This window comes from Curtobacterium guangdongense (genome assembly GCF_049341845.1).
GTDB classification, from domain to species: domain Bacteria; phylum Actinomycetota; class Actinomycetes; order Actinomycetales; family Microbacteriaceae; genus Curtobacterium; species Curtobacterium guangdongense.
Genome location: NZ_JBMPIT010000003.1, coordinates 157,535 through 182,931, shown reverse-complemented (window position 1 = coordinate 182,931; position 25,397 = coordinate 157,535). Strand labels below are relative to the sequence as shown.

The 25,397-nt window shown below is 73.3% G+C and carries 9 protein-coding genes; 5 read left to right on the top strand and 4 right to left on the bottom strand.

Annotated features, from left to right (window positions below):
• Nucleotides 1-434: 434 nt before the first annotated feature.
• From ACO0E1_RS05470 to ACO0E1_RS05460, 3 genes are read left to right on the top strand one after another with little or no spacing between them, the layout of a single operon-like run.
• Nucleotides 435-15,539, top strand: coding sequence for a DUF7507 domain-containing protein (locus tag ACO0E1_RS05470; RefSeq protein ID WP_422873264.1), 15,105 nt, complete (start codon nucleotides 435-437; stop codon nucleotides 15,537-15,539).
• Nucleotides 15,536-16,000 carry a hypothetical protein gene (locus ACO0E1_RS05465; RefSeq protein WP_422873263.1) on the top strand — a complete coding sequence of 155 codons (465 nt, stop codon included), beginning with the start codon at nucleotides 15,536-15,538 and terminating at the stop codon, nucleotides 15,998-16,000. The genes ACO0E1_RS05470 and ACO0E1_RS05465 overlap by 4 nt, the downstream gene beginning before the upstream one ends.
• A 4-nt stretch (nucleotides 16,001-16,004) precedes the next feature.
• On the top strand, nucleotides 16,005-18,494 hold the full coding sequence (locus ACO0E1_RS05460; protein WP_422873262.1) for a LuxR C-terminal-related transcriptional regulator: 2,490 nt from the start codon (nucleotides 16,005-16,007) through the stop codon (nucleotides 18,492-18,494).
• Between the two features lie 143 nt (nucleotides 18,495-18,637).
• On the opposite strand, the gene ACO0E1_RS05455 is transcribed toward ACO0E1_RS05460, so the two are convergent.
• Complete coding sequence (locus tag ACO0E1_RS05455) at nucleotides 18,638-19,627, bottom strand: LacI family DNA-binding transcriptional regulator (RefSeq protein WP_422873261.1); 990 nt, start codon at nucleotides 19,625-19,627, stop codon at nucleotides 18,638-18,640.
• Between the two features lie 634 nt (nucleotides 19,628-20,261).
• Here ACO0E1_RS05455 and ACO0E1_RS05450 point away from each other — a divergent pair.
• Together ACO0E1_RS05450 and ACO0E1_RS05445 are read left to right on the top strand one after the other, a co-directional pair.
• Entirely contained in the window at nucleotides 20,262-20,789 is a 528-nt protein-coding gene (locus ACO0E1_RS05450) for an endonuclease domain-containing protein (protein WP_422873260.1), read from the top strand.
• 10 nt (nucleotides 20,790-20,799) lie between these two features.
• Nucleotides 20,800-21,603 (top strand): NAD-dependent epimerase/dehydratase family protein, encoded by an 804-nt coding sequence (locus ACO0E1_RS05445; protein WP_422873259.1) that lies wholly within the window; start codon nucleotides 20,800-20,802, stop codon nucleotides 21,601-21,603.
• Nucleotides 21,604-21,763: 160 nt separating this feature from the next.
• Here ACO0E1_RS05445 and ACO0E1_RS05440 read toward each other — a convergent pair whose 3' ends face one another.
• Genes ACO0E1_RS05440 through ACO0E1_RS05430 form a run of 3 tightly spaced genes read right to left on the bottom strand, consistent with a single transcriptional unit; the run spans nucleotide 21,764 to nucleotide 25,196 of the window.
• Nucleotides 21,764-23,833, bottom strand: coding sequence for a YhgE/Pip family protein (locus ACO0E1_RS05440; protein ID WP_422873258.1), 2,070 nt, complete (start codon nucleotides 23,831-23,833; stop codon nucleotides 21,764-21,766).
• Nucleotides 23,830-24,558, bottom strand: coding sequence for a P-loop NTPase family protein (locus ACO0E1_RS05435; RefSeq protein ID WP_422873257.1), 729 nt, complete (start codon nucleotides 24,556-24,558; stop codon nucleotides 23,830-23,832). Before ACO0E1_RS05435 ends, ACO0E1_RS05440 begins: the two co-directional genes overlap by 4 nt.
• Entirely contained in the window at nucleotides 24,555-25,196 is a 642-nt protein-coding gene (locus tag ACO0E1_RS05430) for a TetR/AcrR family transcriptional regulator (protein ID WP_422873256.1), read from the bottom strand. Before ACO0E1_RS05430 ends, ACO0E1_RS05435 begins: the two co-directional genes overlap by 4 nt.
• Between the last annotated feature and the right edge of the window lie 201 nt (nucleotides 25,197-25,397).

Below are 25,397 nucleotides of genomic sequence, written 5' to 3'. Positions count from 1 at the left end.
CCGCGATCGAGTGCGCAGAAATGGTGACGTCCGGGGTGATGCGCTGACGACGTCTGCGCACTCGATCCGGATCCCGCACGTGCCGCACGTCCGGCACGTGCGGCACGAGCGGCACGACCGCCGCAGCCCCGCCCCCACCATCCGGACGCGACGGCCGACACCTGTCCCCCGAACAGGGTGAACGGCGGGGTGAAAAACCCCCGAACGAGGGGTCCTCGACCTTTCCGCACCCCAAGATCAGAAGTACTGACCATTGAGGCGGTCAGGAATCCCTGATCAAACTGACCTGCACGCGTGGACCCGACCACACGAGGGGGTCTCCTCGTCGTGTCCGGAAGGCCACACACGTGCTGCTCGCGCCCCGTTCCCCTCGGCATCGGTCGGAATCCGTCGCGCGTCCCCGGTGGTTCCGCGGGATCGCGTTGGTCCTCGCCGTGCTCATCCCGACCACCGGCGTCGCCCTGGGCACCACCGGGGTGGCGCAGGCGGCCGTGGTGCAGTGGGGGAGCGGGGCCGATCAGTCCCCGAACTACCAGGCGACCGTCAACGGCGACTTCACCATGACGGGCAACGGCGTCCTGGCGTGCTCGGGCACCGCGCTCACCGCGACGACCACGAGCGGCAGCTGCACCGACCTGCACGCGAACAACCCGGGCACCGGTGTCACGACGTCGTACAACGACTACTTCAAGATGGTGAACTCGAACACGGTGTCCGGGTTCACCACGAACTCGTCGACCGGCAGCGTGACGATCCCGTCCGGCGCCACCGTGACGAAGGCGTACCTCGACTGGAGCGCGAACACGGGCGTGTTCACCGGCTCCGGCAACGTGACCTGCTCGGGGAACTCCGCGAACGGCTCGCAGTGGTACGCCACGCGACCGGACGCGGCGAACGGCTACCGGACACAGGGCGTGCAGCTCAAGGTCGGCACGGGTGCGATCCGGACGGTGTCGCCCGACGCCCTCCTCGAGGACCCGACGAGCCAGGCGAGCGCGCTGTACTACTCGGCGAGCGCCGACGTGACGAGCGCCTTCGCGAACGCGACGACCGGCTCCGCGCTGAACGTCAGCGCCGGGAACATCTGGGCCGCCGTCGGCGCCGGCTGCTACGCGGGCTGGTCCCTGACGGTGGTGTACGACTACGGCAAGTACATCCCCGGCAACGCCGCGAGCGCCCCGCACAAGGTCATCTACTACCAGGGCCACGTGCGCGAGGCTGCGTCGGACAGCCCCCTGACCGTGAACTTCACGGGCTTCTCGGCGCTGCAGTCCGGCGTGAAGTTCGGGTACACGCTCTACGAGGGCGACCGCGGCATCACCGGTGACTACATGCGGTACACCCCGCAGGGCGGCACCGCGACCGAGGTCCTGAACACCAAGGGCGCGAGCGGCAACATCGGCGTCGGGCAGGCGGACGGCTCGGCGAGGTACACGCAGACGAGCGACACCAGCGCGTTCACGAACCAGAGCGTCGACGTGCACACCCAGACGCTCTCCGGCGTCAACAAGGGCGACACGTCGATGACCCTGACGGTCGGCACGAGCGGTGACTCCTACCTGCTGCAGAACGCCGTGCTGTCGGTGCCGACGGCGGCGCTCAGCGTGTCGAAGACCCTCGACGGCTCGACCAACGACCAGTACCGGATCGCCTCGGAGAACACGGCCTACACGATCACGGTGACGAACAACGGGTCGGTCGCCCTGTCGAACATCCGCCTGACGTTCCCGGACACCGAGACCTGCACGCCGTCGTCCACCATCGCCGGACCGTTGGCGTCGGGCGCGACGGCCACGGTCCAGTGCACCGGTCCGCCGCCCACGGCCGCGTCGACCACCAGCTCGGTGACCGCGACCGGCCAGGTCGCGAGCGACACCACGGTGTCCGTGACCGACACCGCCTCCACGAACACGTACCTCTCCGCCCTCGGCCTGACGAAGACGTCCGCCCTGGCGAACGGTGCGACCGGCAAGGCCGGCGACACCGTGAACTACACCTTCACCGCGACGAACACCGGCACCGGCCCGCTGTCCGGCGTCGCGATCACGGACCCGCTCGCCGGGCTCTCCGCGCTGACCTACGGCTCTTGGCCGTCCGGGACGGCGGGGACGCTCGCCGCCGGGCAGTCCGTCACGGCCACCGGCACGTACACGCTGACGCAGAACGACGTCGACGCCGGCACCGTCACGAACACCGCCACGGTCACGGGCACCGACCCGGACGGCGGCCCCAAGCCCACCGCGACCGCGTCGCGCACGCAGCCGCTCGGCGCCGCGAACGCGCTCACCCTGACGAAGTCCGGTGCGCTGGCATCCGGTGCGACCGGCAAGGCCGGCGACACCGTGAACTGGTCGTTCCGACTGACGAACTCCGGTGCCCAGACGATCACCGGTGCGACGATCACCGACCAGCTCGCCGGCGTCTCGTCCGTCGCGTACGGCACGTGGCCGCAGGGCACGGCCGGGAGGCTCGGGCCGGGTCAGTCCGTCACGGCCACCGCGACCTCGACGCTGACCCAGGCGCAGGTCGATGCCGGTTCGCTGACGAACACGGCCACCGCCTCCGGACGCAGCGCCACCGGCAGCGCCGTCACCGCACCGACCGCGACGGCGACCGTCGCGATCCCCGCCGCGAACGTGCTGACGCTCGCCAAGACCGGAGCGATCGCCGCCGGCTCGACCGGCAAGGCCGGCGACGGCGTGACCTGGTCGTTCACGCTGACCAACTCGGGCAACCAGACCGTCACGTCCGCGAGCATCACCGACCGGCTCGCGGGAGTGTCCGCGATCACGTTCGGCACCTGGCCGTCCGGCACGAGCGGCACGCTCGCCCCCGGGCAGTCCGTGACCGGGACCGCGACGTACGCGCTCACGCAGACCGACGTCGACGCCGGCAGCGTCGTGAACACCGCCGGTGCGTCCGCGACGGCCGCCACCGGTGGGACCGTCACCGCGACCGACGCGACGGCGACGGTCCGGGTGACCGATGCCTCCAGTCTGACCATCGTCAAGGACGGGAGCCTGGCGTCCGGCGCGACCGGACGTGCCGGGGACACCGTGAACTGGACGTTCCGGGTGGCCAACGGCGGCAACCGCACCCTCAGCGGTGTCGCGATCGCCGACCCGCTGGCCGGGCTGTCCGCGATCTCCTACGGCACCTGGGCGTCCGGGACCACCGGCAAGCTCGCACCGGGGCAGTCCGTCACCGCGACCGCCACGTCGACGCTGACGCAGGCGCAGGTCGACGCCGGGTCGATCACGAACACCGCGACCGCGAACGGCACGAACCCGTCGGGCACGGCCGTGACGAGCGGCCAGACCACGAAGACGGTCAACGTGGCCGCGGCGCAGAAGATCGCCGTCACGAAGACCGGTTCGCTCGCCTCCGGGGCGACCGGTGGGGTCGGCGACACCGTGAACTGGCAGTTCAGTGCGACGAACACCGGCAACACCACGCTGTACGGGGTCGCGATCGCGGACGGGCTCTCCGGCATCTCGGCGCTGACGTACACGTGGCCGGCGACCAGCGGCCAGCTCGCCCCGAACCAGACGGTGACCGCGACGGCGACGTACAAGCTGACGCAGGCGGATGTCGACGCCGGCAGCGTCGTGAACACCGCGACGGCCTCCGGGAACACCCGCGCCGACGGCACCGGACAGCCGGCGTCGTCGACGGGCTCCGCGGCGGTCTCCGTGACCCGTGCGCCCGGCATCGCCATCGCGAAGTCCGGGGCGCTCGCCTCGGGCTCGACCGGTGCGGTCGGGGACACCGTGAACTACACGTTCACCGTCCGGAACTCGGGCAACCAGACCCTCACCGGGGTCACCGTGAGCGACCCGCTGGCCGGGCTGTCCTCGCTGACGTACTCGTGGCCGGGCACCTCCGGCCGCCTGACCCCCGGGCAGTCCGCCACCGCGACGGCGACCTACAAGCTGACCCAGAAGGACGTCGACGCCGGGGTCGTGACGAACACGGCCACCGCGACCGGGACCGCGCCCGACGGCAGCACTGCGACCAACTCCGCATCAGCGCGCACAACGGTGCCGACGGCACCGGGGATCGCCGTCGCGAAGACCGGGGCGCTCGCCGCCGGTGCGACGGGCAAGGCCGGTGACACCGTGGACTACACGTTCACGGCGCGGAACACCGGCAACCAGACGCTGACCGGCGTCACCGTGTCCGACGCGCTCGCCGGCGTCTCCACGATCGCGTACGGCACGTGGCCGTCCGGAACCGCGGGGACCCTCGCACCGGGGCAGACCGTCACCGCGACCGCGACGTACACGCTGACCCAGGCGGACGTCGACGCGGGCAGTGTCGTGAACACCGCGCAGTCGTCGGGACGTTCGCCCGCGGGCACGGCCGTCACCGCGTCGTCCCCCTCGACGCTCGTCGTGCCGGCGTCCGGCACGCTGTCCTTCACGAAGACGGGCACGGCGCCGTCGGGTGCATCGGCCGGGTCGACCGTGAGCTGGACCTTCACCGCGCGGAACACCGGCAACGTGACCCTCACCGGTGTCACCATCACGGACCAGCTCGCGGGGCTCTCCGCCATCACGTACTCATGGCCGGGGGCCACCGGGCGACTCGCCCCCGGGCAGACCGTCACCGCGACCGCCACGTCGACGCTGACGCAGGCGCAGGTCGACGCGGGCACCGTCCGGAACACCGCGACGATCGCCGGCACGACCCCGTCGAACACCGTCGTGTCCCAGGCCACCGCTGCCAGCGTGTCGATCGACCGCACGGCGTCGATCACCGTGGCGAAGACCGGCTCGCTCGCCGCCGGCTCGACGGGGACAGCCGGCGACCGCGCCGACTGGACGCTCCGCATCACGAACACCGGCAACACGACGCTGACGTCCGTCGCCGCGACGGACTCGCTCGCCGGGATCTCCTCGTTGACCTACACCTGGCCGGGGACCGCCGGGACCCTCGCACCGGGGCAGTCCGCGACCGCGACGGCGTCCGGCACCGTGACCCAGGCGGACATCGACGCCGGCTCGGTGACGAACACCGCGACCGCGACCGGGTCCGGCCCGTCGGGCACGACGACGGCGACGGCGCAGGGCTCCGGCACGATCCCGCTCGCGGGTTCACCGGCGCTCGGCTTCACGAAGAGCGTGGCGACGGGCAGCGGGTACATGGGCAAGGCCGGCGACACCCTCGTCTACACGTTCCGGGTGACGAACTCGGGCAACCAGACGCTCACGAACGTCGCGATCACCGACCCGCACGCCGGGCTCGGCGCGATGACGTACACGTGGCCGGGGACCTCGGGTCGCCTCGCTCCTGGACAGTCGGCCACCGCGACCGCGTCGTACACGCTGACGCAGGCCGACGTCGACGCGGGCGCCGTCGCGAACCGGGCGACGGCCTCGGCGACGACGCCCTCCGGCACCGCCGTGACGACTCCCGCGTCGGCATCGGCGGCGATCACCGCGGCGCCCGGCATCGCGGTCGCGAAGAGCGCCGTCGTCGGCGGGACCGGCCGGGCCGGTGACACCGTGACGTACCGCTTCGCCGTGTCGAACACCGGCACCACGACCCTGGCCGGCGTCGGCGTCACCGACCCGCTGTCCGGGCTGTCGGCGATCTCGTACGGCACGTGGCCCTCCGGCACCTCCGGCACGCTCGCGCCGGGGCAGACCGTCCGCGGAACCGCGACGTACACGATCACCCAGGCGGACATCGACGCCGGCAGCATCGTCAACACCGCGACCACGACGGGCACGACTCCGGGCGGCTCCGCCGTGCGCGGCACCGGTTCCACGACCGTGACGCCGGCCGGTGGTGCGCCCGCGATCGACCTCGCGAAGACCGAGCGGCTCGGCACGACCGCCACCGGTGTCGCGGGTGACACCGTGCGGCTCGGCTACACGATCACGAACTCCGGCAACCAGACCCTGTCGAACGTCACCCTCACCGACGCGCAGTCCGGGATCTCCGCGTTCACCTACGGCGCATGGCCCTCCGGCACCGCCGGACGGCTCGCCCCCGGGCAGTCGGTCACCGTCACGGCGACCTACGCCCTGACCCAGGCGGACGTCGATGCGGGAACGATCTCGAGCACCGCGACGACGACGGGTGTCTCGCCGGGCGGGACGACCGTGCGGGACACCGACACCGGCTCGGTCGCGACGAACCGCTCGCCCGCGGTCGCCCTCACCGAGAGCGGCACCGTCACGAGCGGCACCGGCGGCGTGGGGTCCGTCGTGACATGGACGTACCGCGCGACGAACACCGGCACCGTGACCCTGTCCGTGCCGGAGATCGTGCACGCGCTCGGCGGCACCGTGACCTACGCCTGGCCGAACGCGCCGAACACCCTCGCCCCCGGACAGTCCGTCACCGCGACCACCACCTCCACGATCACGCAGGACGACGTCGACGCCGGATCCCTCATCGACTCGTCGTCCGTCACCGGGACCGCCCCCACGGGCGTCGACCCCGCGACCGTCACCGCGACGGCGTCGGCCACCGTGACGACGAACGACGCCGCCCCCGGCCTGACCGTCACGAAGGCCGAGACCTTCGCCGCGGACGGCTCGACCACCCGCGCCGCCGTCGCCCGTGACCAGGTCGACATGCGCTACCGCATCACGAACTCGGGCAACGTCACGCTGACCATCGTCGGCGTGCAGGACGCCCAGCGCGGCATCTCGAGCGTCGTCTTCGCCGACGGCGACACCACGATCACGCTCGCTCCCGGCCGCAGCGCCACCGCCACGGCCACCTACACGCTGAGCCAGTCCGACGTCGACGCCGGCGGGATCAGCTCCGTCGCGACGGCGTTCGGCACGACCCCCGCGGGCACCCGGGTCACCGCGACCGCGAGCGCCGGGGTCACGATCACCCCGACCCCGGCGGTGTCCCTGACGAAGACCGCGCGCTACGACGTCGGGTCGAACGGGGCCGTGCAGAGCGGGAAGGTCGGCGACACCGTCGTCTTCTCGTTCCTCGCGACGAACACCGGCTCGGTCACGCTCGACGGCATCGCGCTCCGCGACCAGCTCGTCGGCCTCGCCTCGGCGACCCCGGTCACCGGCACGCCGACCCTGACGAACGTCGAGTGGTCGGGCGGCTCCGCCGGGTCGCTCGCACCCGGGGAGCGCGTCCGCGCCGTCGCCCGGTACACCGTCACCCAGGCCGACGTCGACGCCGGCTCGATCACGAACGCCGCGACCATCAGCGGCACCACGCCGACGGGTACCACCACGTCCGGCGACGCCACCGTCACGATCGCGACCGACGCCGACAACACGGCGGCGATCGGCATCGTCAAGACCGCGACGGTCCCGGGCGCGGGCACGCCGAAGCCCGGCGACCCGGTGGACCTCGGGTACACCGTGACGAACACCGGTGACTTCACGCTGACCGGCGTGGCGATCCGCGACACCGGCGCGAACAGCGACGGCATCACGGTCGGGACCTGGCCCTCGGGTACCGCCGGACGCCTGACCCCCGGCCAGACCGTCACCGCGACCGCCGTGCACACCCTGACCCAGGCGGACATCGACGCCGGGTACGTCTCGAGCCCCGCGACCACCACGGGCACGCCCGCGAGCGGCGCAGCGGTCACGGCGACGAGCTACCGCACGGTGCCGATCACGCAGGTCAACACGTTCTCGTTCAGCAAGACGGGCGTCCCGACGGGCAGCGGTGCCGGCGCGGGCGACGAGCTCCGCTTCACGCTGACCGCCGCGAACACCGGCAACACGACCCTCGACCTGCTCCAGATGACCGACCAGCTGCAGGGCGTCGGCGTCCTGTCGTACACCTGGCCGGACCCGTCGAAGCCCGGAACGGTCCTCCCGGGGCAGCAGGCGACGGCGACCGCGACGTACACGGTGAGCCAGGCGGACGTCGACGCCGGCAGCGTGGTGAACACCGCGAACGCGGTCGCCAGCCCGCCGACCGGTGCCGCGATCACGAAGACCGCAGCGTCGACCACCGCGACCGACGCACCGGCGCCGACGATCACGCTCGACAAGACCGAGGCCCTGACCGACGGGTCCGTCGGCGTCGCCGGGGACGTCGTACGGTTCGGGTACACCGTCACGAACACCGGGAAGACGACCCTGACCGGGGTCGGCCTGACCGACGAGCAGCAGGGCCTGTCCGGTGTCGCGTTCGGCGCGTGGCCGTCCGGGACCACCGGCACGCTCGCGCCGGGGCAGTCCGTCACGGCGACGGCGACGTACCGGCTCACCCAGGCCGACGTCGACCGCGCGGCAGCCGACACCGACGGCAACGTGTCGCTCTCGAGCGCCGCGACGACGACCGCCACCGACCGCCGCACCGGTGCGCCGGTGAGCGCCACGTCCGGCGGTCGGGTCGTGCTCGACCCGTCGAGCTCGGTCGCCACCAGGAAGACCGCGGCGACGGTCGGCGGCGGCGACGTCCGCGCCGTGCAGGTCGGCGACGTCGTCCGGTACACCGTCACGGCGACGAACACCGGACAGACCACGCTCACCGACGTCGCGGTCGCCGACCCGATCGCCGGGCTCGGCACCCCGACCACCACGTGGCCGAACGCCACCGCGGGCACGCTCGCACCCGGGCAGGCCGTGGTCGTCACCGCGGACCGCACGGTCACGCAGGACGACGTCGACGCCGGGTCCATCGCGAACACGGCCACGACGACCGCGTCCACCCCCGCAGGCACCAGCGTGTCCGGCAGCGGCACCCGGACCGTCGTCACGACGAGCGGCGCGCCCGGCATCCGCATCGTCAAGGACGAACGACTGACCGACGGCGCCACCGGGGTGGCCGGCGACACCGTCGACATGACCTTCACGGTCACGAACACCGGCGACGTGACCCTCACCGGCGTCGGGGTCAGCGACTCGCAGCAGGGCGTCTCCGGCGTCCGCTTCGACGCCTGGCCGTCCACGACCGGCCGACTCGCCCCCGGGCAGTCCGTCGTCGCCCACGCCACGTACACGCTCACGCAGGCCGACGTCGACCGCGGCTCGGTCTCGAGCACCGCGATCACGACCGGCACCCCGCCGCGAGGTGCCGCCGTGTCCGACTCCGACGACGGCAGCGCGACCGTCGCACCGCGCGGGTCGCTCACCGTCGACAAGACCGCGACCCTCGCCGGGGCGACCGGTGCCGTCGGCGACACCGTCCGGTACGGCTTCCGCGTCGTGAACACCGGCAACGTCACGCTCACGGGCGTCGGCATCGACGACGTCCTGAACGGGCTGTCCGCCGTGACGATCGCCGACTGGCCGTCGACGACCGGCCGACTCGCACCGGGACAGGTCGTCACCGGCACCGCGACGTACCGGGTCACCCAGGCCGACGTCGACGCGGGGAGCGTCGCGAACGACGCCACCGCGTCCGGCACCACGCCCGCAGGCGACACCGTCACCGCGAGCGACGCAGCGACCGTGCCGCTCGCCGCAGCAGCGCCGGGGATCCGGATCGACAAGACGGAGCGGCTCGCCGACGGGGCAGCCGGCGTCGCGGGCGACACCGTGCGGCTCGGCTTCACGGTCACGAACACCGGCACGGCGACGCTGTCCGGCGTCACGCTCACCGACGCACAGCCCGGGCTGTCCGACATCGCGTTCGGCGGCTGGCCGGCCGCGGTCGGGACGCTCGCTCCCGGACAGTCGGTCACCGCGACCGCGACGGTCACACTGACCCAGGCGGACGTCGACCGCGGTTCCCTCGCCAGCACCGCCGAGACGACGGGAACCGCCCCTCGTGGCACCACCGTCTCCGACACCGCCCGTGGCAGCGTCGCGCTGACGGCCCCGGCGGACGTCTCGGTCCAGAAGCGGGCCGAGTACCTCGGTGGCGGCACGGGCCGGGTCGGTGACGTCGTGGGCTACACGTTCACGATCACGAACACCGGACAGGTCACGCTGACCGCGAGCCGCGTCGCCGACGAGCTCGCCGGCCTCGGTCCGGTCACGGTCGCCGCCGGTCCGAACGGCGACGGCACGCTCGCCCCCGGGCAGACGCTGACCGCGAAGGCCACCTACACCGTGACCCAGTCCGACGTCGACGCCGGGTCCGTCGTGAACCGTGCGACGGTCACCGCGACGCCGGCCCGCGGCGACGACGTCACCGCGTCCGACAGCGCCACGATCCGCACGTCCGACGGCGCTCCGGCGATCGCACTCACCAAGACCGAGGAGCGTACCGGCACCGGGACGCCGGCGGTCGGCGACACCGTGCGGCTCGGCTACACGATCACGAACACCGGCAACCAGACGCTCACCGGCGTCCGGGTCGCCGACGAGCAGCAGGGCGTCGGCGTCGTCGCCTACGGCACCTGGCCCGGTGCGGCCGGTCGCCTCGCCCCCGGTGAGTCCGTCACCGCGACGACGACCTACGCCCTCACCCAGGCGGACATCGACGCCGGTCGCGTCGCGAGTGCCGCCACCGCCACCGGGTCCGCCCCGACGGGAGGCTCGGTGCGCGCCACCGACACCGCCGGCGTCGACCTGCAGGCGGCTCCAGGGCTCCGGGTCACCAAGGCGGGGCGGCTCGCGCCGGGTGCCACCGGCGCTGCCGGCGAAGGCATCCGCTGGACGTTCACCATCGCCAACACGGGCAACGTCACGCTGACGGGCGTCTCCGTCGCGGACGGCCTGGCCGGGATCTCCGACCCGACCGTCGGCACCTGGCCCGGCGCGACCGGTGTCCTGGCGCCGGGGCAGACCGTCACGGCGACCGCGGCGTCGACGATCGCACAGTCCGACGTCGACGCCGGGTCCGTCACGAACTCCGCGACCGTCTCCGGCACCGCGCCGGACGGCTCCGTCGTGGACGACTCCGACACCGCGACCGTCCAGACCGCCGCGTCCGGCCCGCGGATCGGCGTCGTGAAGTCGGCGACCCTCGCGGACGGTGCCACCGGTGCCGCCGGTGACCGGGTCGAGTACCGGTACACGATCACGAACTCCGGCAACGTCACCCTCACCGGGGTGACCGCGGCGGACGACCAGGACGACGTCTCCACGATCGCCTACGGCACCTGGCCGGGCACCGCCGGACGCCTCGCCCCCGGACAGACCGTGACGGCGACCGCCTCGCACGTGCTGACGCAGGCCGAGGTGGACCGCGGCTCCCTGACGAGCACCGTCACCGCGACCGGCAACGCGCCGACCGGTGACCGTGTCCGCGCCACGGACGCCGCGACCGTCGTGATCGTCCCCGACGCCGCGCTGGCGTTCTCGAAGTCCGCCGCGTACACCGACGGTGGCCTCGGCCGCGTCGGCGACACCGTCCGCTACACGCTCACGGCGACGAACACCGGCACCGTCACGCTCTCCGGGGTGACGCTGTCGGACCGCCTCGCCGGGCTGTCCGCGATCGACGCGGACTGGCCGGGGACCGCCGGCACCCTCGCGCCGTCGCAGACCGTGACGGCGACGGCGGAGTACACGGTCACCCAGGCCGACGTCGACGCGGGCAGCATCGTGAACGCCGCCACCGCGACCGGCAACCCGCCGACCGGGGCGCCGGTCACGGGCACGGACGGCACCACCGTGCGCACCGCGGCCCCGACCGACGGCATCGCGCTGGTCAAGGACGAGCGGGTGACGCGCGGCACGGGTGTGGCCGGCGACACCGTCACGTTCAGCTTCACGATCGCGAACACCGGCAACCGGACCCTCGACGGCGTCACGCTCGACGACGACCAGGCCCGGCTCGGCACCGTGACCTTCGGGTCGTGGCCGGAACGCGCCGGACGGCTCGCACCCGGGCAGTCCGTCACGGCCTCGGCGACGTACGTGCTGACCCAGGCGGACGTCGACCGCGGCTCGATCGAGAGCACGGCGACCACGACCGCGACGACCCCGGCCGGGGACGTCGTGCGCGACACCGCGACGGGTGGGGTCGACACGGTCCGCACCGGTGCGTGGACGATCGACAAGCGCGGTGCGCTCGCCGACGGCGCCCGGGGAGTCCTCGGCGACCGGATCGACTGGACCTACCGCATCACGAACACCGGCACGGTCACGCTGACCGACGTCGACGTCGCGGACACCCTTCCGGGTGTCTCCGACCCCACGGTGTCCGCGTGGCCGAACGGCACCGCCGGCACCCTGCTGCCCGGACAGTCCGTCACCGCCACGGCACGCTCGGCCGTCACGCAGACCGACGTCGACGCGGGCAGCGTGGTCAACCGCGCGACCGCGACGGCAGCCACACCCGACGGCGTCACGGATCCCGGCGCGCAGGACGACAGCGCCACCGTCGTGCTCCGCTCCGCCGAGCAGCGCATCGACGTCACGAAGTCCGCGCGCCTCGCGGACGGCTCCACCGGGGCCACCGGCGACACCGTCGAGTTCGGCTACGTCGTGACGAACACCGGGACCGCCACGCTCACCGGCGTCACCCTCGCCGACGACCGTGCCGGGGTCTCGACCATCACGGTCGACTGGCCGGGACGCGCCGGGGTGCTGGCACCCGGGGAGTCCGCAGGGGCTGTGGCCTCCACCGCGCTCACGCAGGCCGACGTCGATGCCGGGAGCCAGGCCTCCCGTGTGACCGCGACCGGCACCGGACCCGGCGGCGGGACCGTCACCGCGACCGACTCGGCCGCCGTGACCATCGCGCCGGAACCCGCGATCGCGCTGTCCGAGCAGGGCGCCCTGGCACCGGGCGCGACCGGTGCCGTGGGCGACACCGTGCTGTGGACGTTCACCGTGACGAACACCGGCACCGTGACGCTCGACCAGGCAGCGCTCCGCGCGCAGCTCGGCGACGTGGCGTTCGGGCCGTGGCCGGGGGCCGACGGCGTGCTCGCACCGGGGCAGGTCGTCACCGCCACCGCGACCTCGACCATCACGCAGGCCGACTTCGACCGCGGCAGCGTCGCCAACCCGGCAACCGTCACGGCGACGGCGCCCGACGGCCAGACCGCGACGGCCGACGCCTCCGCGACCGTGGCGACCGGTCCCGCCGATGCCCGCATCGGCATCACGAAGACCGCGGCACTGCCGGACGGCGACACCGCCCCGCGGGCCGGTGACGTCGTGACGTTCACCTACCGCGTGACGAACACCGGCACCTCGACGCTGGACGGCGTCGCGGTCACCGACGCGCAGGACGGCGTCGGCACGGTGTCGTACGAGTGGCCGGGTGCCGCCGGGGTCCTCGCTCCGGGGCAGACCGTCACGGCGACCGCGACGGTCGCGCTCACCCAGCAGGACGTCGACCGCGGATCCCTCGGCAGCACGGCGACCGCCACCGGCACCCCGCCGACCGGCCCGTCCGTCGACGCGACCGCCGACGCGACCGTGGTGCTGCCGGGATCGCCGTCGCTCGACGTGACGAAGGCCGGCGTGCTCCGCGACGGCGCCACCGGATCGGTCGGCGACACCGTCGACTACACCGTCACCGTGCGGAACTCCGGGACCACGACGCTCCACGACGTCGCGGCGACGGACCCGCTGCCGGGGCTCGGCGCGCTGCGCTTCGCCGACTCGTTCGACGGCACGCTCGCACCGGGTGCCGCCGCCACGGCGACCGCCGCGTACACGGTGACCCAGGACGACGTCGACGCCGGCAGCGTGGTGAACACCGCGACCGCCACGGCGAACCCGCCGACGGGTGCGCCGGCGACGGCCTCCGGTTCGGCGACCGTCGGACTCGCCGCTGCCGCCGCCGGGATCACCATCGACAAGACCCAGCAGCTCGCCGACGGGGCCGCGGGGCGAGCGGGCGACCGGGTGACGTACACGTTCACCGTCACGAACACCGGCTCGGCGACGCTCTCCGGTGTCACGGTCGCCGACGGCCAGCAGGGGCTCGGCGCGGTCAGCGTGCAGTGGCCGGGCGCACCGGGGGTCCTCCGACCCGGGCAGTCCGCCACGGCGACCGCGACCTACACGCTGACGCAGGCAGACGTCGACCGCGGGCGGATCGCGTCCACGGCGACGACCTCGGGCACGAGTGCCGCCGGGGCCACCGTGCGGTCGTCCGACGACGGCGCCACGACGATCTCCGGGACCCCGGGGCTGTCCGTGGTGAAGTCGGGGACCCTCGCGGGCAACGGCTCCGCCGGCAGCACCGTCCGGTGGGCGATCGACGTGCGGAACTCCGGCGCGGTGACCCTCACCGACGTCACGGTCACGGACGACCTCGACGGGTTCACCACGACGGGCACGACCTGGCCGGGCGGCGCTGGTGTCCTCGCGCCCGGGCAGACCGTGCGGGTCACCGGGACCTCGGTCCTCACGCAGGCCGACGTCGACGCTGGCGGGGTCGTGAACACCGCGCGCGCCACGGGCACCGCGCCGGACGGGACCTCGGCATCGGCCGGCGGATCCGCCACCGTGCCGACGCCGAGCGCCACGCCGGGCATCACGATCGTGAAGACCGCACAGCTCGCACCCGGTGCCACCGGCGTCGCGGGGGACACCGTGCGCTTCCACTACGTCGTGACGAACGGCGGGGACCAGACCCTCTACGGCGTCTCGGTCCGCGACGCCCAGGCCGGCGTCTCCGCCATCACCTACCAGTGGCCGGGCACCAGCGGCGTGCTGACGCCCGGACAGTCCGTCACGGCGGACGCCACGTACGTGCTGACGCAGGCCGACGTGGACGCGGGTCTCGTGACCTCGCCCGCGACGGCCACCGGGTACGCCCCGGACGGCGTGCCGGTGGCCGACTCCTCGAACGCCGGGATCAGCCTGCCGACGGCGCCGCACCTGACGCTCGTGAAGACCGGCACGCTGTCGGACGGCGACTCCGGCGCGGTCGGCGACACCGTGGACTACACGTTCCGCGTCACGAACGACGGCAACGCGACCCTGACGGGCGTCCGACTCGACGACCCGATGGCCGGGCTCTCCGGCGTCACGTGGACGTGGCCGGGAACTCCCGGACGACTCGACATCGGCCAGACCGCCACCGGTACCGCGAGGTACACGGTCACGCAGGACGACGTCGACGCCGGCACGGTCGTGAACACCGCGACCGCGTCCGGCACGGGCCCGACCGGCACCGTCGTCGTGAGTTCCCCGTCCGGTGCGACCGTGCCGGTCGGGGACGCCGGGGCGGTCGGCGACCTGACGATCACGAAGACCGTGCAGTACGCCGAGGGCACCGACGGTACCGTGGGCCAGCAGCTGCAGTACGGTTTCACGCTCGTGAACACCGGGACCGTCACGCTGCACGACGTGCACGTCGACGACCGGCTTCCCGGGCTCGGCACCGTCGTCTACGGCCAGTGGCCCGGGACGCCCGGTGTGCTCGAGCCGGGGGAGCGCGTCACCGCGACCGCCACGTACACGGTCGGTCAGTCCGACGGCGCCGCGGGTACGGTTGTCAACAGCGCGACGGCGATCGGGACGCCGCCACCGGGGGCCGTGCCCGGCGACGCCCCGGTCGTGTCCGCGCCCGACAGCGTCCGGATCACCACCCGACCCGCTGCGGGGGTCCCTGCCCTCGCGTTCACCGGGGCGGACCCCGCCCCGGCACTGGCCGCAGCCGCCCTGATGGTGCTGCTCGGCCTCGCACTGGCGGTCGTCGGGAACCGCCGCCGCTCCAGGAAGGAACACCGATGACCCTGCGCCCCACGCGCTCCGTCTCCGTCCGACTGCTCGCCCTCGCCGGGGTCGCCGCACTGGGGCTCGGCCTCGCCGGGTGCTCCGGTGACGCCCCGGACGGCAAAGCGTCGGCGTCGGCGTCGGCCTCCGCCACCGAGCAGCCGGCGATCACCGAGGTGCAGACCCCGGCAGGCGGTGAGGGCGACTACGTCGGCGCGGTCAAGGACGTCCAGGTCACCTCGTGCAAGCGCGACGGGTCGACGTGGTCCGTGAAGGGGACGGCCGAGAACCCCGAGGACAGCGCGCAGAGCTACCGCATCTACGTCTCGCTCCTGAAGGGTGCGTCGGACACCCGTGCCGTCAAGGAGGTCGACGTCGACGGCGTGGACGCCAAGGCCTCGAAGGACTGGGACACCACCATCGACACGTCGGAGAGCGGCCTGTCGTGCGTCCTCCGCGTGGAGCGGTTCGCCGCTTGACGCAGTGACCCCGCTCCCGCGCACGCAGGTCGGCACGACCGGACCGGTGGTCCGTCGTGTCGGCGCGCTCGTCGTGCACCGCCCGCGACTGGTCGACCGCATCGAGCGGGCGCTCGACGACGGGTGCCCGGTCGTCGTCGAGGGGACGCCACGAGCGGGCGTCACGACGCTCGTCGAGGACTGGGCGGACCGGACACGACGCACGGTGGTGGTCGTCTCGGCGAGCGCGGGTGACGACGCGGTCACGTCCGCGGTGGCGGTCGCCGCCGCCGGTGATCCGGACGGGAGGCACGCCCTCCTCGTCGACGACGCCCACCTGCTCACCACGGCCGGCTCCGTCGCCGTGGCCGGGTTCGCCGCGCACGGTGCGCTGGTGCTCGCGGGCAGGATGCCGGTCCCCGACGGGATCCCCGAGGCGGTGCGGATCGGGCCGGGCGACCTCGCCCTCGACGCCGCGGAGACCGCCACCCTGGTCGGCCGTGCGGTCGGCGTGGTCGTGGCGCCCGAGGTCGTCGCACGGGCGACGGAGTCCGCCGCGGGCAACGCCGGGGTGCTGGCCGCCGCGAGCGGGCTCCTCGCCGCCGAGGACCGTCCTCCCGTCGACGTGTCCGCCCGGTTCCGCCGAGCGACCGACCGAGCCGCAGCGGAATGGGTCGAGGCGACGCTCGACGACGCGGGGCTCCAGGACTTCGCCGAACGTGCCGCGACCGCCGCGCACGCCCCGGCCGACCTCGTCCGGCACCTGACCGGTGTGCGGGACCTCGTCGCGCCGTACCGAGCCGCTGCCGTCGCCGGACTCGGCGTCGCCGGGCCGGGCGTCGCTGGAACGGGCGACGCCGACGACACCGACGCGTTCACGTGGCACCCTGCGGTCGCCGTCGCACTCCGTCATTCCGCCGCCCGTCGTGACCCCGAGGGGGTCAGGGCCCGCGCCGAGCAGGCGGTGGCGTGGTCACTCCGGCACGAGGCGACCGTCCCGGCGATCGACGCCGCCGTGCAGCTCGGCGAGCTCGACGTCCTCTCCGACGTCCTCGTCCGGAACTGGACCCGCATCACCGGACCGGGCGCACCGGCCATCGCCCGCATCCTCGATCCGATCCAGCCGCGCCGAGCAGCCGACCACCCGGTGGTGCTCGCCGCGATCGCCCGCGCCGAGGCGGCCGCCGATCGGCACCACGCACGAGCGTCCCGCGTGAACGCCGCGGTGCTGCCCGCGATCGCCGCGCGGATGTCCGACCTCCCCGGCCACGAACTGCCGTTCCTCGCGGCCGTCGACGCCCAGGCGCGACGCATCGCCGGCGACGACCGTGGCGCCCGCCGTGCCGCGGCGACCGTGGGCCGGGCCCTCGCCGTGCTCGACGGTGACGGGCTCACGGAACTGGCACCGCGCCTCCCGTACGTCCTGCAGCAGGTCGCCGCGACCGCGCTGATGGACGGCGACACCGAGGGTGCCCTGGCGACGCTCGCCGGGATCGAGCCGGCACCGGGACCGGACGGACCGCTGCAGCAGGCCGCCGTCGACGGGCTCACCGCCTTCGTGCACGCCCTCGCCGGCGAGGTCGACGTCGCACGACGCCTGCTCGAGTCCGGCGACGCGCTCGACGTGCCCACCGGGGTCCTCGCGAGCGCCGTCGTCGCGCTCGAGGACGGCGACCCGGACCGTGTCACCGGGCTGCTGCGGCGGATCGATCCACTCTTCGGGGCGTTCGAGCACTGGCCGATCGTGCTCGCCCTCCGCGCCCGCGCGACGACCATCTCCGGACGGGTGCCTCCGGCGGACCAGCTCGCGGTGCACGACGCCGAGGTGCAGCGCTTCCGGCTCCGGAGCGCGGCGACCGGGGTCGCGGCACGGTTGCTCGCGCGCTCCCGGATCCGCCTGCAGCTCGCGGCGGGGCAGCTGCGGCAGGCGGAGCGCTCCCTCGACGCGCTCGGGCCGGTGCGGGCGTGGACGGCGGCAGAGCACGTCGGGCTCGCGCTCGCCCGTGACGAGCCGGACCGGGCGCTGCGCGTCGTCACCGCGGTGTCGGTGCGGTCCGGGTACGAGGCCAGGACGTCCGCGGTGCTCGTCCTCTTCCGGGCCGTCGCGCTCCGGCGGACCGGGGACGTGCTCGGTGCCGTGGCGTCCTTCCGCGAGGCGCTCGACCTGTTCGAACGACACGGCATGCGCGGCGAGCTCCTGACGCCGCCGCGGGACGACGTCCTGCAGCTCGTCGAGGCCTCGGACGACCCGCGTGGGCGTGCCTACCTGGAGCCGCTGCTCGGGCTCACGTCGGTGATGCCGGGGCCGGACATCGCCGTGACGCTGTCGGGGCGGGAGTCGGTCGTGCTCGGGTTGCTGGCGGAGCCGCTCAGCCTGCCGGAGGTCGCGGCGGAGCTGCACGTGTCGGTGAACACCGTGAAGACCCAGGTCAGGAGCGTGTACCGGAAGCTCGGGGTCTCCGGCCGCCGCGAGGCCGTGGAGCAGGCGCACGGCCTCGGCCTCCTCGGGCGCTGACGCCCGCGCCGCGTGGACGCGCCGCGTCGCGCCGCGCCGCGCCGCGCCCGTTCGGTGAGATCGCACTCCGTGTCGGTACCGCCGCGGCGATACCGACACGGAGTGCGATCTCACGGCCGTGGACGGGCCGCGGACGGGCCGTGTCAGCGCTCGGCGGTGGTGCGGCGGGCGACCAGGCGGGGCTCCACCAGCAGTTCCGTCGCGGCCAGCGACGGGTCGGCGATGCGGGCGAGCAGGCGTTCGCCGGCGCCTCGGCCGATCTCGACGCTGCGGTCGTCGATGCTCGTCAGGCCCACGTACCGCGTCGCCGCGACGGGGGTGTCGTCGTAGCCGATGACGGAGACGTCCTCGGGAACGCGGAGTCCGCGCTCGGCGAGGGACGACATCGCGCCGAGCGCCATCACGTCGTTCGCGCCGAACACCGCCGTCACGTCGGGGTGCTCGTCGAAGAGCGCGGTGGCGGCACGGAAGCCGGCGTCCTCGGTGAGTTCCTCCGGCAGGGTCGACACGTGCACGATGGCTGCCTCGCCGACGCCGTCGCGGAACCCCGCGAGGCGTTCGGTCGCGGCCGCCGAACGGGCTCCGACGAACCCGAGTCGGGTGTGCCCGAGGCCGACGAGGTGTTCGGCGGCCATCCGTCCGCCGGCACGGTCGTCGTTCGCCACGGTGTCGGCGCGCGGGATCGAGACCCGGCCGCCGGCGATGACGAGCGGGGTCGATGCGGGGATCGCGAGGTCGGTGTCCGGTTCGCCGGCGATGACGATGCCCTCGACGCGCATGGACAGGAACCCCTCCACCGGGGAGGCGTCGAGTCCGGTGTTGAGGAACCGGTCGGCCACGACGAGGCGGTGCCCCTGGTCCTGCAGCGACTCGCGGAGGCCGGTGAGCAGGTCCACGAACCACTGGTTGCGGAAGTCGTCCAGCACGACGCCGATCGTGCGGCTGCGGGTCCCCGCGAGCGACACGGCCGCGGTGGAGGGACGGTAGTCGAGCTCCTGGATGGCCTTGAGCACGGCGGCTCGTCGTCCGTCGCTCACCCGAGGGGAGCGCTGCAGCACGAGCGAGACGAGCGACTTCGACACCCCCGCCCGGGCAGCGACGTCGTAGATGGTCGCGGGTTTCGCGTCTCCCATAGTCAGCATCGACCTCCGGCTTGCGTCCTGCGATCGTATCGGTGTCCGACGCGCTGTCGCTCCCTCCTGTCTCCTCCAGGGCGGGATCGAGGGAACAGAAATCGTCGAGTCGGCATCCACCACCCGACGATTTCTGTTCCCTCGATCCCAGGGAGGCGTGCGCTGGGTGGGTGGCGAGTTCTCCACACGGGAGGCTCGGCGCCGGTTCTCCACGGAGTCGCACTTCCGGCGGATGGTGCGTCCGGAGCTGCGCAACGGTGGCGGGATGCGCCCACGACCGCTTCCACCACCGCTCCGTACGCGGTCGTTCGACGTGCACGCCGCCGACCGTGCGGGGGTGTCGCGCGAACGACTCCGCCGACTCGACCTCGAACGTCCGACCCGCTCCGTCCGGTGGCACAGCGCTGCTCCGCCGCAGGGTGTCGAACGCATCAGGGCGTTCCGCCCCGTGCTCCTTCACGGACAATTCGTCAGTCACGTCTCGGCCGCAACGTTGTGGGAGCTCCCGCTTCCACGCGGCCTCGACGATCGCGTCCACATCAGCAGCATCCGACCGGCGGGGCAGATGCGCCGTAGCGGGGTCGTCGGGCACCGCGCCACTCCCGAACGAGCACAGGTCCGGCAGCGGTGGGGCATGCCGTCCAGCACTCCGGCTTCCTGCTGGGTCGAGTGCGGATCGTTGCTCGGCCTGGACGACCTCGTGGCCCTCGGCGACGCGATCGTCACGGAACCCCGGTGCGCGACGACAGCAGCGGAACTGCGACGGGTGCTCGCGCTGCACGGGTCCTGTCGCGGCGCGCAACGGCTCCGTGCGGCGCTCGAGCTCATCCGGGTCGGACCCGGCTCACCGCAAGAGACCCGGTGCCGCCTGCTCATCGTCCGGGCCGGGCTTCCGGAGCCCGACCTGCAGGTCGACGTCTTCGACGAACGCGGGTACTTCGTCGGGCGCGTCGACATGGCGTACCCGGAGCGGCGCATCGCGATCGAGTACGAGGGGGACCACCACCGCACCGACCCAGGGCAGTGGGCGGCGGACATCCGCCGGTACCGGGAGCTCGAGCGGTTGGGCTGGACGGTGCTGCGCTGGACGAAGTCCGACCTGACCGTGCACGGGTCGGCGATCCTGGCGCACCTCGCCGCACTGCTGGGCAAGCGCGGGTAGCGTCCGGTGCATGGCGACGCTGCTCATCACCGGGGCCGCAGGCAGGATCGGTTCGAGTCTCCGTCCTCGCCTGCGTGCTGCCGGTCACGACCTCGTGCTCCTCGACGAACGGGTGCCCGTCGACGCGGTCGTCGACGGGGAGCGGTTCGTACCGGGGTCGGTCAACGACGAGGACGCACTCGAGAACGCCCTCGTCGGCGTGGACACGGTCGTGCACCTCGCCGGGATACCCACCGAGGCCGACTGGGACTCGCTGGTCGCAGCGAACCTCACCGGCACGAAGAACGTCCTCGAGCGGGCAGCGGCGAACGGCGTCCTGCGAGTCGTGCAGGCGAGCTCGATCCACGCCGTCGGCCGGGTCTCCGAGGACGTGCCCATCGCAAGCGTGCCCGGTGACCGAGTCCCACGGCCGGATTCGTTCTACGGCGTGACGAAGGCCGGTATGGAGCTCCTCGGCAGTCTGTTCGCCGACCGGTACGGGATGTCGATCGTCTCCGCGCGGATCGGTGCGTTCGGAGAGCAGCCCTCGTCGCGACGGGCGCTGCTCATGTGGACCTCGCCCGATGACCTCGTCCGGCTCGTCCTCGCGGCCGTCGACCTCACCGAGCCCGGGCACCACGTCGTCTGGGCGCTGTCGAGGAACTCGGGATCTCCGGCAGACCTCGGCGCGGGCGAGGCCATCGGCTTCCACCCGCGCGACGACGCGGGCGCCGTGCTCGACGCAGACGCGATCGACGATCTCCCAGACGAAGACGCCCGGTGGCTCGGCGGTTCCCTGGCGACCACTCCGCTCGGCCGCCGCCCCCACTCCTGACCCGCTCCCGCGCCCCGCGCCGCGCCCCCCTCCGCCGTGCCGTCGAGGGAACAGAAAACGTCGGGTAGCGCCTGTCGACCCGACGTTTTCTGTTCCCTCGATGCTCGCTCGGGCGCGCCACGGGAGCGCGGCGGGGCCGGGCGACCCCGGCCCCCACCCCCTACCCGATCAGGCTCGGGCGCAGGTCGCGCAGCGTCCGGGATCGTCCCTGGCGGGCAGCGACCACGAAGGTGACGAGCAGCGCACCGACGAGCCAGCACGCCAGCGTCCCCGCGTCCGACCACGCCGCACCCATCGACCCGCCGTACATCGTCTGCCGGAGTGCGTCGACCGAGTACGTCATCGGCAGCGCGAAGTGGAGCGCCGCCAACGGCCCGGGGAGCGTCTGCCAGGGGAACGTGCCGCCCGCTGTGACGAGCTGCACGAGCATGAGCACCAGCCCGAGGAACTGCCCGACGGACCCGAGCAGCACGTTGAGTGCCATCAGGATCGCGGCGAACGTCGCCGACGCCAGCACCATCACCCCGATCGTCGCCCCGGCGTGCACCACGTTCAGGTCGAGCGCGAACCGCACGATGAAGAACAGCGCCACCATCTGCACGACCCCGAGCACCACGGGCGTGAGCCACCCGCCGAGGACGATCTGCAGCGGCTTCCGCACCGCCGTGATCGCCCGCTTGGAGATCGGCTTGAGGATGAGGAACAGCGCGTACATGCCGATCCACGCCGCCAGCGAGATGAAGAACGGGGCCAGTCCGGCACCGTAGTTGTCCGCCGCCGCCACGTTGTCGTCGCCGACCTTCACCGGGTCGGAGATGACCGACGCCTGCGACTCACGCTCGGACGCGTTCGACGCCGGGATCTTCGTCCGGCCCTCGTCGAGCTGGGACGCCAGCGTCGATGCGCCGTCCCGCAGCGAGTGCAGCCCCGTCGCCAGGGACTGCGCGCCGTCGTCCGCGGTCGCGGTGCCGGACGCCAGGGTCGCTGCGCCGTTCGACAGCGTCGGCGCAGCGGCGGCCAGTGCCGAGGTCCCGGAAGCGACCTGCGACGCCCCGCCCGACAACGTCGACGCACCGGACGCGGCGGTCGCGATCCCGGAGCTCAGGGTGGGTGCCGCGGCAGCGAGCTGCGACGCGCCGTCGGACACCTGCTGCGAGCCGTCCCGCAGCTGGTCGACCTGCTGGAGCTGGGTCTTCGCGGTCGCGAGGTCGGCCTGCACCTTCGGGTCGTCGAGCTGCTGCTGGACACCTGCCTCCAGGACCGCCTGCACCTCCGGCGTGATCGTCACACCCTGCTCGGCGGCACGTGCTGCGATCGCGTCGACGACCTTCTGCGCGGACACGTCGTCGAGGAACGCGAGCGCCGGGTCGGTGGCGTCCGCCAGCGTCTTGTTGCCGGCGGCGACCTTCGCGGCACCGTCGGCGAGTGCCGCGGTCTGTGACGGCAGGGCGGCGGTCTGGTCCTTCGCGGACTGCAGCCCCGATGACAAGGATCCGGCACCCGACGCGACCTGCTGCGCCCCGTCGTTCAGCTTCGCCGTCTGGGCGGGGAGCGAGGCGGTGCCCGATGCGAGCTGTGACGCACCGTCCTTCAGTTGCGACGTGCCCGAAGCGAGCTGATCAGCGCCGGAGCTCGCCGTGGTCGCACCGGAGGCGAGCTGCCCGGCGCCGTCGACCGCGTCCCCGAGGCTGTCGCGCACGTCGGCGAGCCCGACGAGCAGCGTCTTCGCGGCCTTCTTGCCGACCTGCTCGGCCACGGCCGTGCGCATGGTCTTGCCCGCCTGCTCCGCGATCGTCGAGGCGAGGTACGAGTTCGTGTCCGCCGTCGTCATCACGAGCTCGGCACGCTTCGGGTCGTTCGACTGCGCCGACACCAGGGACTCCGAGAAGTCGTGCGGGATCGTCACGACGAAGTCGTAGGTGCCGTTCCGGACGCCGGACCGGGCGTCGGCCGCAGACGTCTTCGACCACTTGAAGTCGCCGCCGTCGATGGCGCGCTTGGTGACGTCCTTGCCGTAGTTCACGGTGTCACCGTCGAGCGTGGCACCGGCGTCCTGGTTGACGATCGCGGCCGGGACCTGGTCGAGCTTGGCGTAGGGGTCGCGGTTCGCCCACAGGTATGCGCCGCCGTAGAGCAGCGGCACGACCATGAGCGCGATGAACGCGAGCCGTGCGAGCGGGGTCGCGGTGAGTCGCGCGAGTTCCGCGCGGATGAGCGAGGTGGTGGTCACGAGCGGGTCTCCATGTGGTCGGACGGGAGGCTCGGCTCGCCTCCGTCGGTCCGGGTCGCGTCATCGGGACCGTCGGTTTCGGTCGTGCCTTCCGCGGGCACGTCTTCTGTGGGTACGGGGATGGTCGCCAGGAGGCGCTCGGCGGTGGCCGCCGCGGCCTTCGAGGTGACGAGCAGGACGGTGACGCCGCGCATCGCGACGTCCCGCACGACGGCGAACCAGCCCTCGACGGAGCCGCCGTGGCGCTCCGGGGAGGTGATCACGAGGCCGGTGACGCCGTCGCGGAGCAGTGCGAGCTCGACGAGCAGCCGCACGCGGACGTCGGTGGGGACGCGCTGCACGTGGGTGTCGGCGTAGGCGGTCATGCCGAGTTCGTCGAGCACGGTGTCGACGTGCTCGCGGGAGGGACGACGCTCGGCGAACGCGAGCTCTTCGCGCACGATCCGGCGAAGCGTCATCACGGGGAAGGGCTCGGCGATCCCGGGGGTGTCCACGAGCGCGAACGCCCGTCGGATCGCCGCGGGATCGTCGTGTCCGTCGACGAGCACCCGGCCCGTCTCGGGCTTCATGCGGCCGCCGGCGACGAGGGACGCCAGCACGGGCGCCTGCTCGGTCTCGACGGCGACGATGCCCGGACGGTGGGGTCCGGCGACGGCGGACACGACGGGGAGGGCTGCGCCCGGTTCCTCGCCGATGCCGGCGTGGTCGATCTCGAGCGTGGTCATGCGAGGTCCTCTTCGGAGCTGATGGGTTCGGTGAGGAGTGCGGTGCGCCAGTCGATGCCGGCCATCCCGAGTGCCGAGATGACGACCATCCTGCGCCCCTCGTCGTCCGGGGTGGCGGAACGGGTGGCTTCGTCGAGGACGGCGATGCAGGCCCCCTCGACCAGCCGGCCGAGCGTGGCGGCGTCGACGTCGTCGCGCATCGAGCCCTCGGCGATCCCGAGCGCGCACGCATCGCGGACCTGCGCCCGGAGCGGTGCGAACACCTCGGCGACGGACTCGCCGAACGGGCTCCTGACGGCGATGCGGGCCATCGAGCGGACGTGCGAGACCTCGGACCAGAGGGTGACCGCGATGGCGGCGATGCGGGCGGCAGGGGGCAGGTCGCGGAGGTCCGAGGAGGTCGGCATCGCGGCGGCGATCCGGGACGCCCCGGCGGTGACGACGGCGCGGACGAGGTCGTCGCGGGAGGGGAAATGTCCGTAGACCGCACGGCGGGAGAGCCCGGCGACGGCTGCGATCGACTCGATCGAGGCGTCCGGGTCCCGCTGCAGGGCGGTCTTCGCGGCGTCGAGCAGTGCGGCCCGGTTCTCGGTCGCATCGCGGCGCGGAGCGCGGACTGGGGCGTCAGGACTGGTCACGCCGCCCATCGTAATAACTTGCACACCACTGTGCAAGATCGCAGGAAGGGGTACCCCCGAACGGGGGACGTCCCCCAAAGTGCCGACTCCCGCACCTGAGCAGCAGCACATAGCTTCTGAGCAATTCCCCAGCAACACGGACGGAGCCAGGAGTGCGCCCAGTGAACCGTGCAACACAGGACCCGAACACCCCCAACCCGA

Coding starts and splice junctions, on each gene's coding strand:
- ACO0E1_RS05465 (WP_422873263.1), top strand. CDS start 15,536: ATGACCCTGCGCCCCACGCGCTCCGTCTCCGTCCGACTGCTCGCCCTC.
- ACO0E1_RS05455 (WP_422873261.1), bottom strand. CDS start 19,627: ATGGGAGACGCGAAACCCGCGACCATCTACGACGTCGCTGCCCGGGCG.
- ACO0E1_RS05450 (WP_422873260.1), top strand. CDS start 20,262: ATGCCGTCCAGCACTCCGGCTTCCTGCTGGGTCGAGTGCGGATCGTTG.
- ACO0E1_RS05445 (WP_422873259.1), top strand. CDS start 20,800: ATGGCGACGCTGCTCATCACCGGGGCCGCAGGCAGGATCGGTTCGAGT.
- ACO0E1_RS05435 (WP_422873257.1), bottom strand. CDS start 24,558: ATGACCACGCTCGAGATCGACCACGCCGGCATCGGCGAGGAACCGGGC.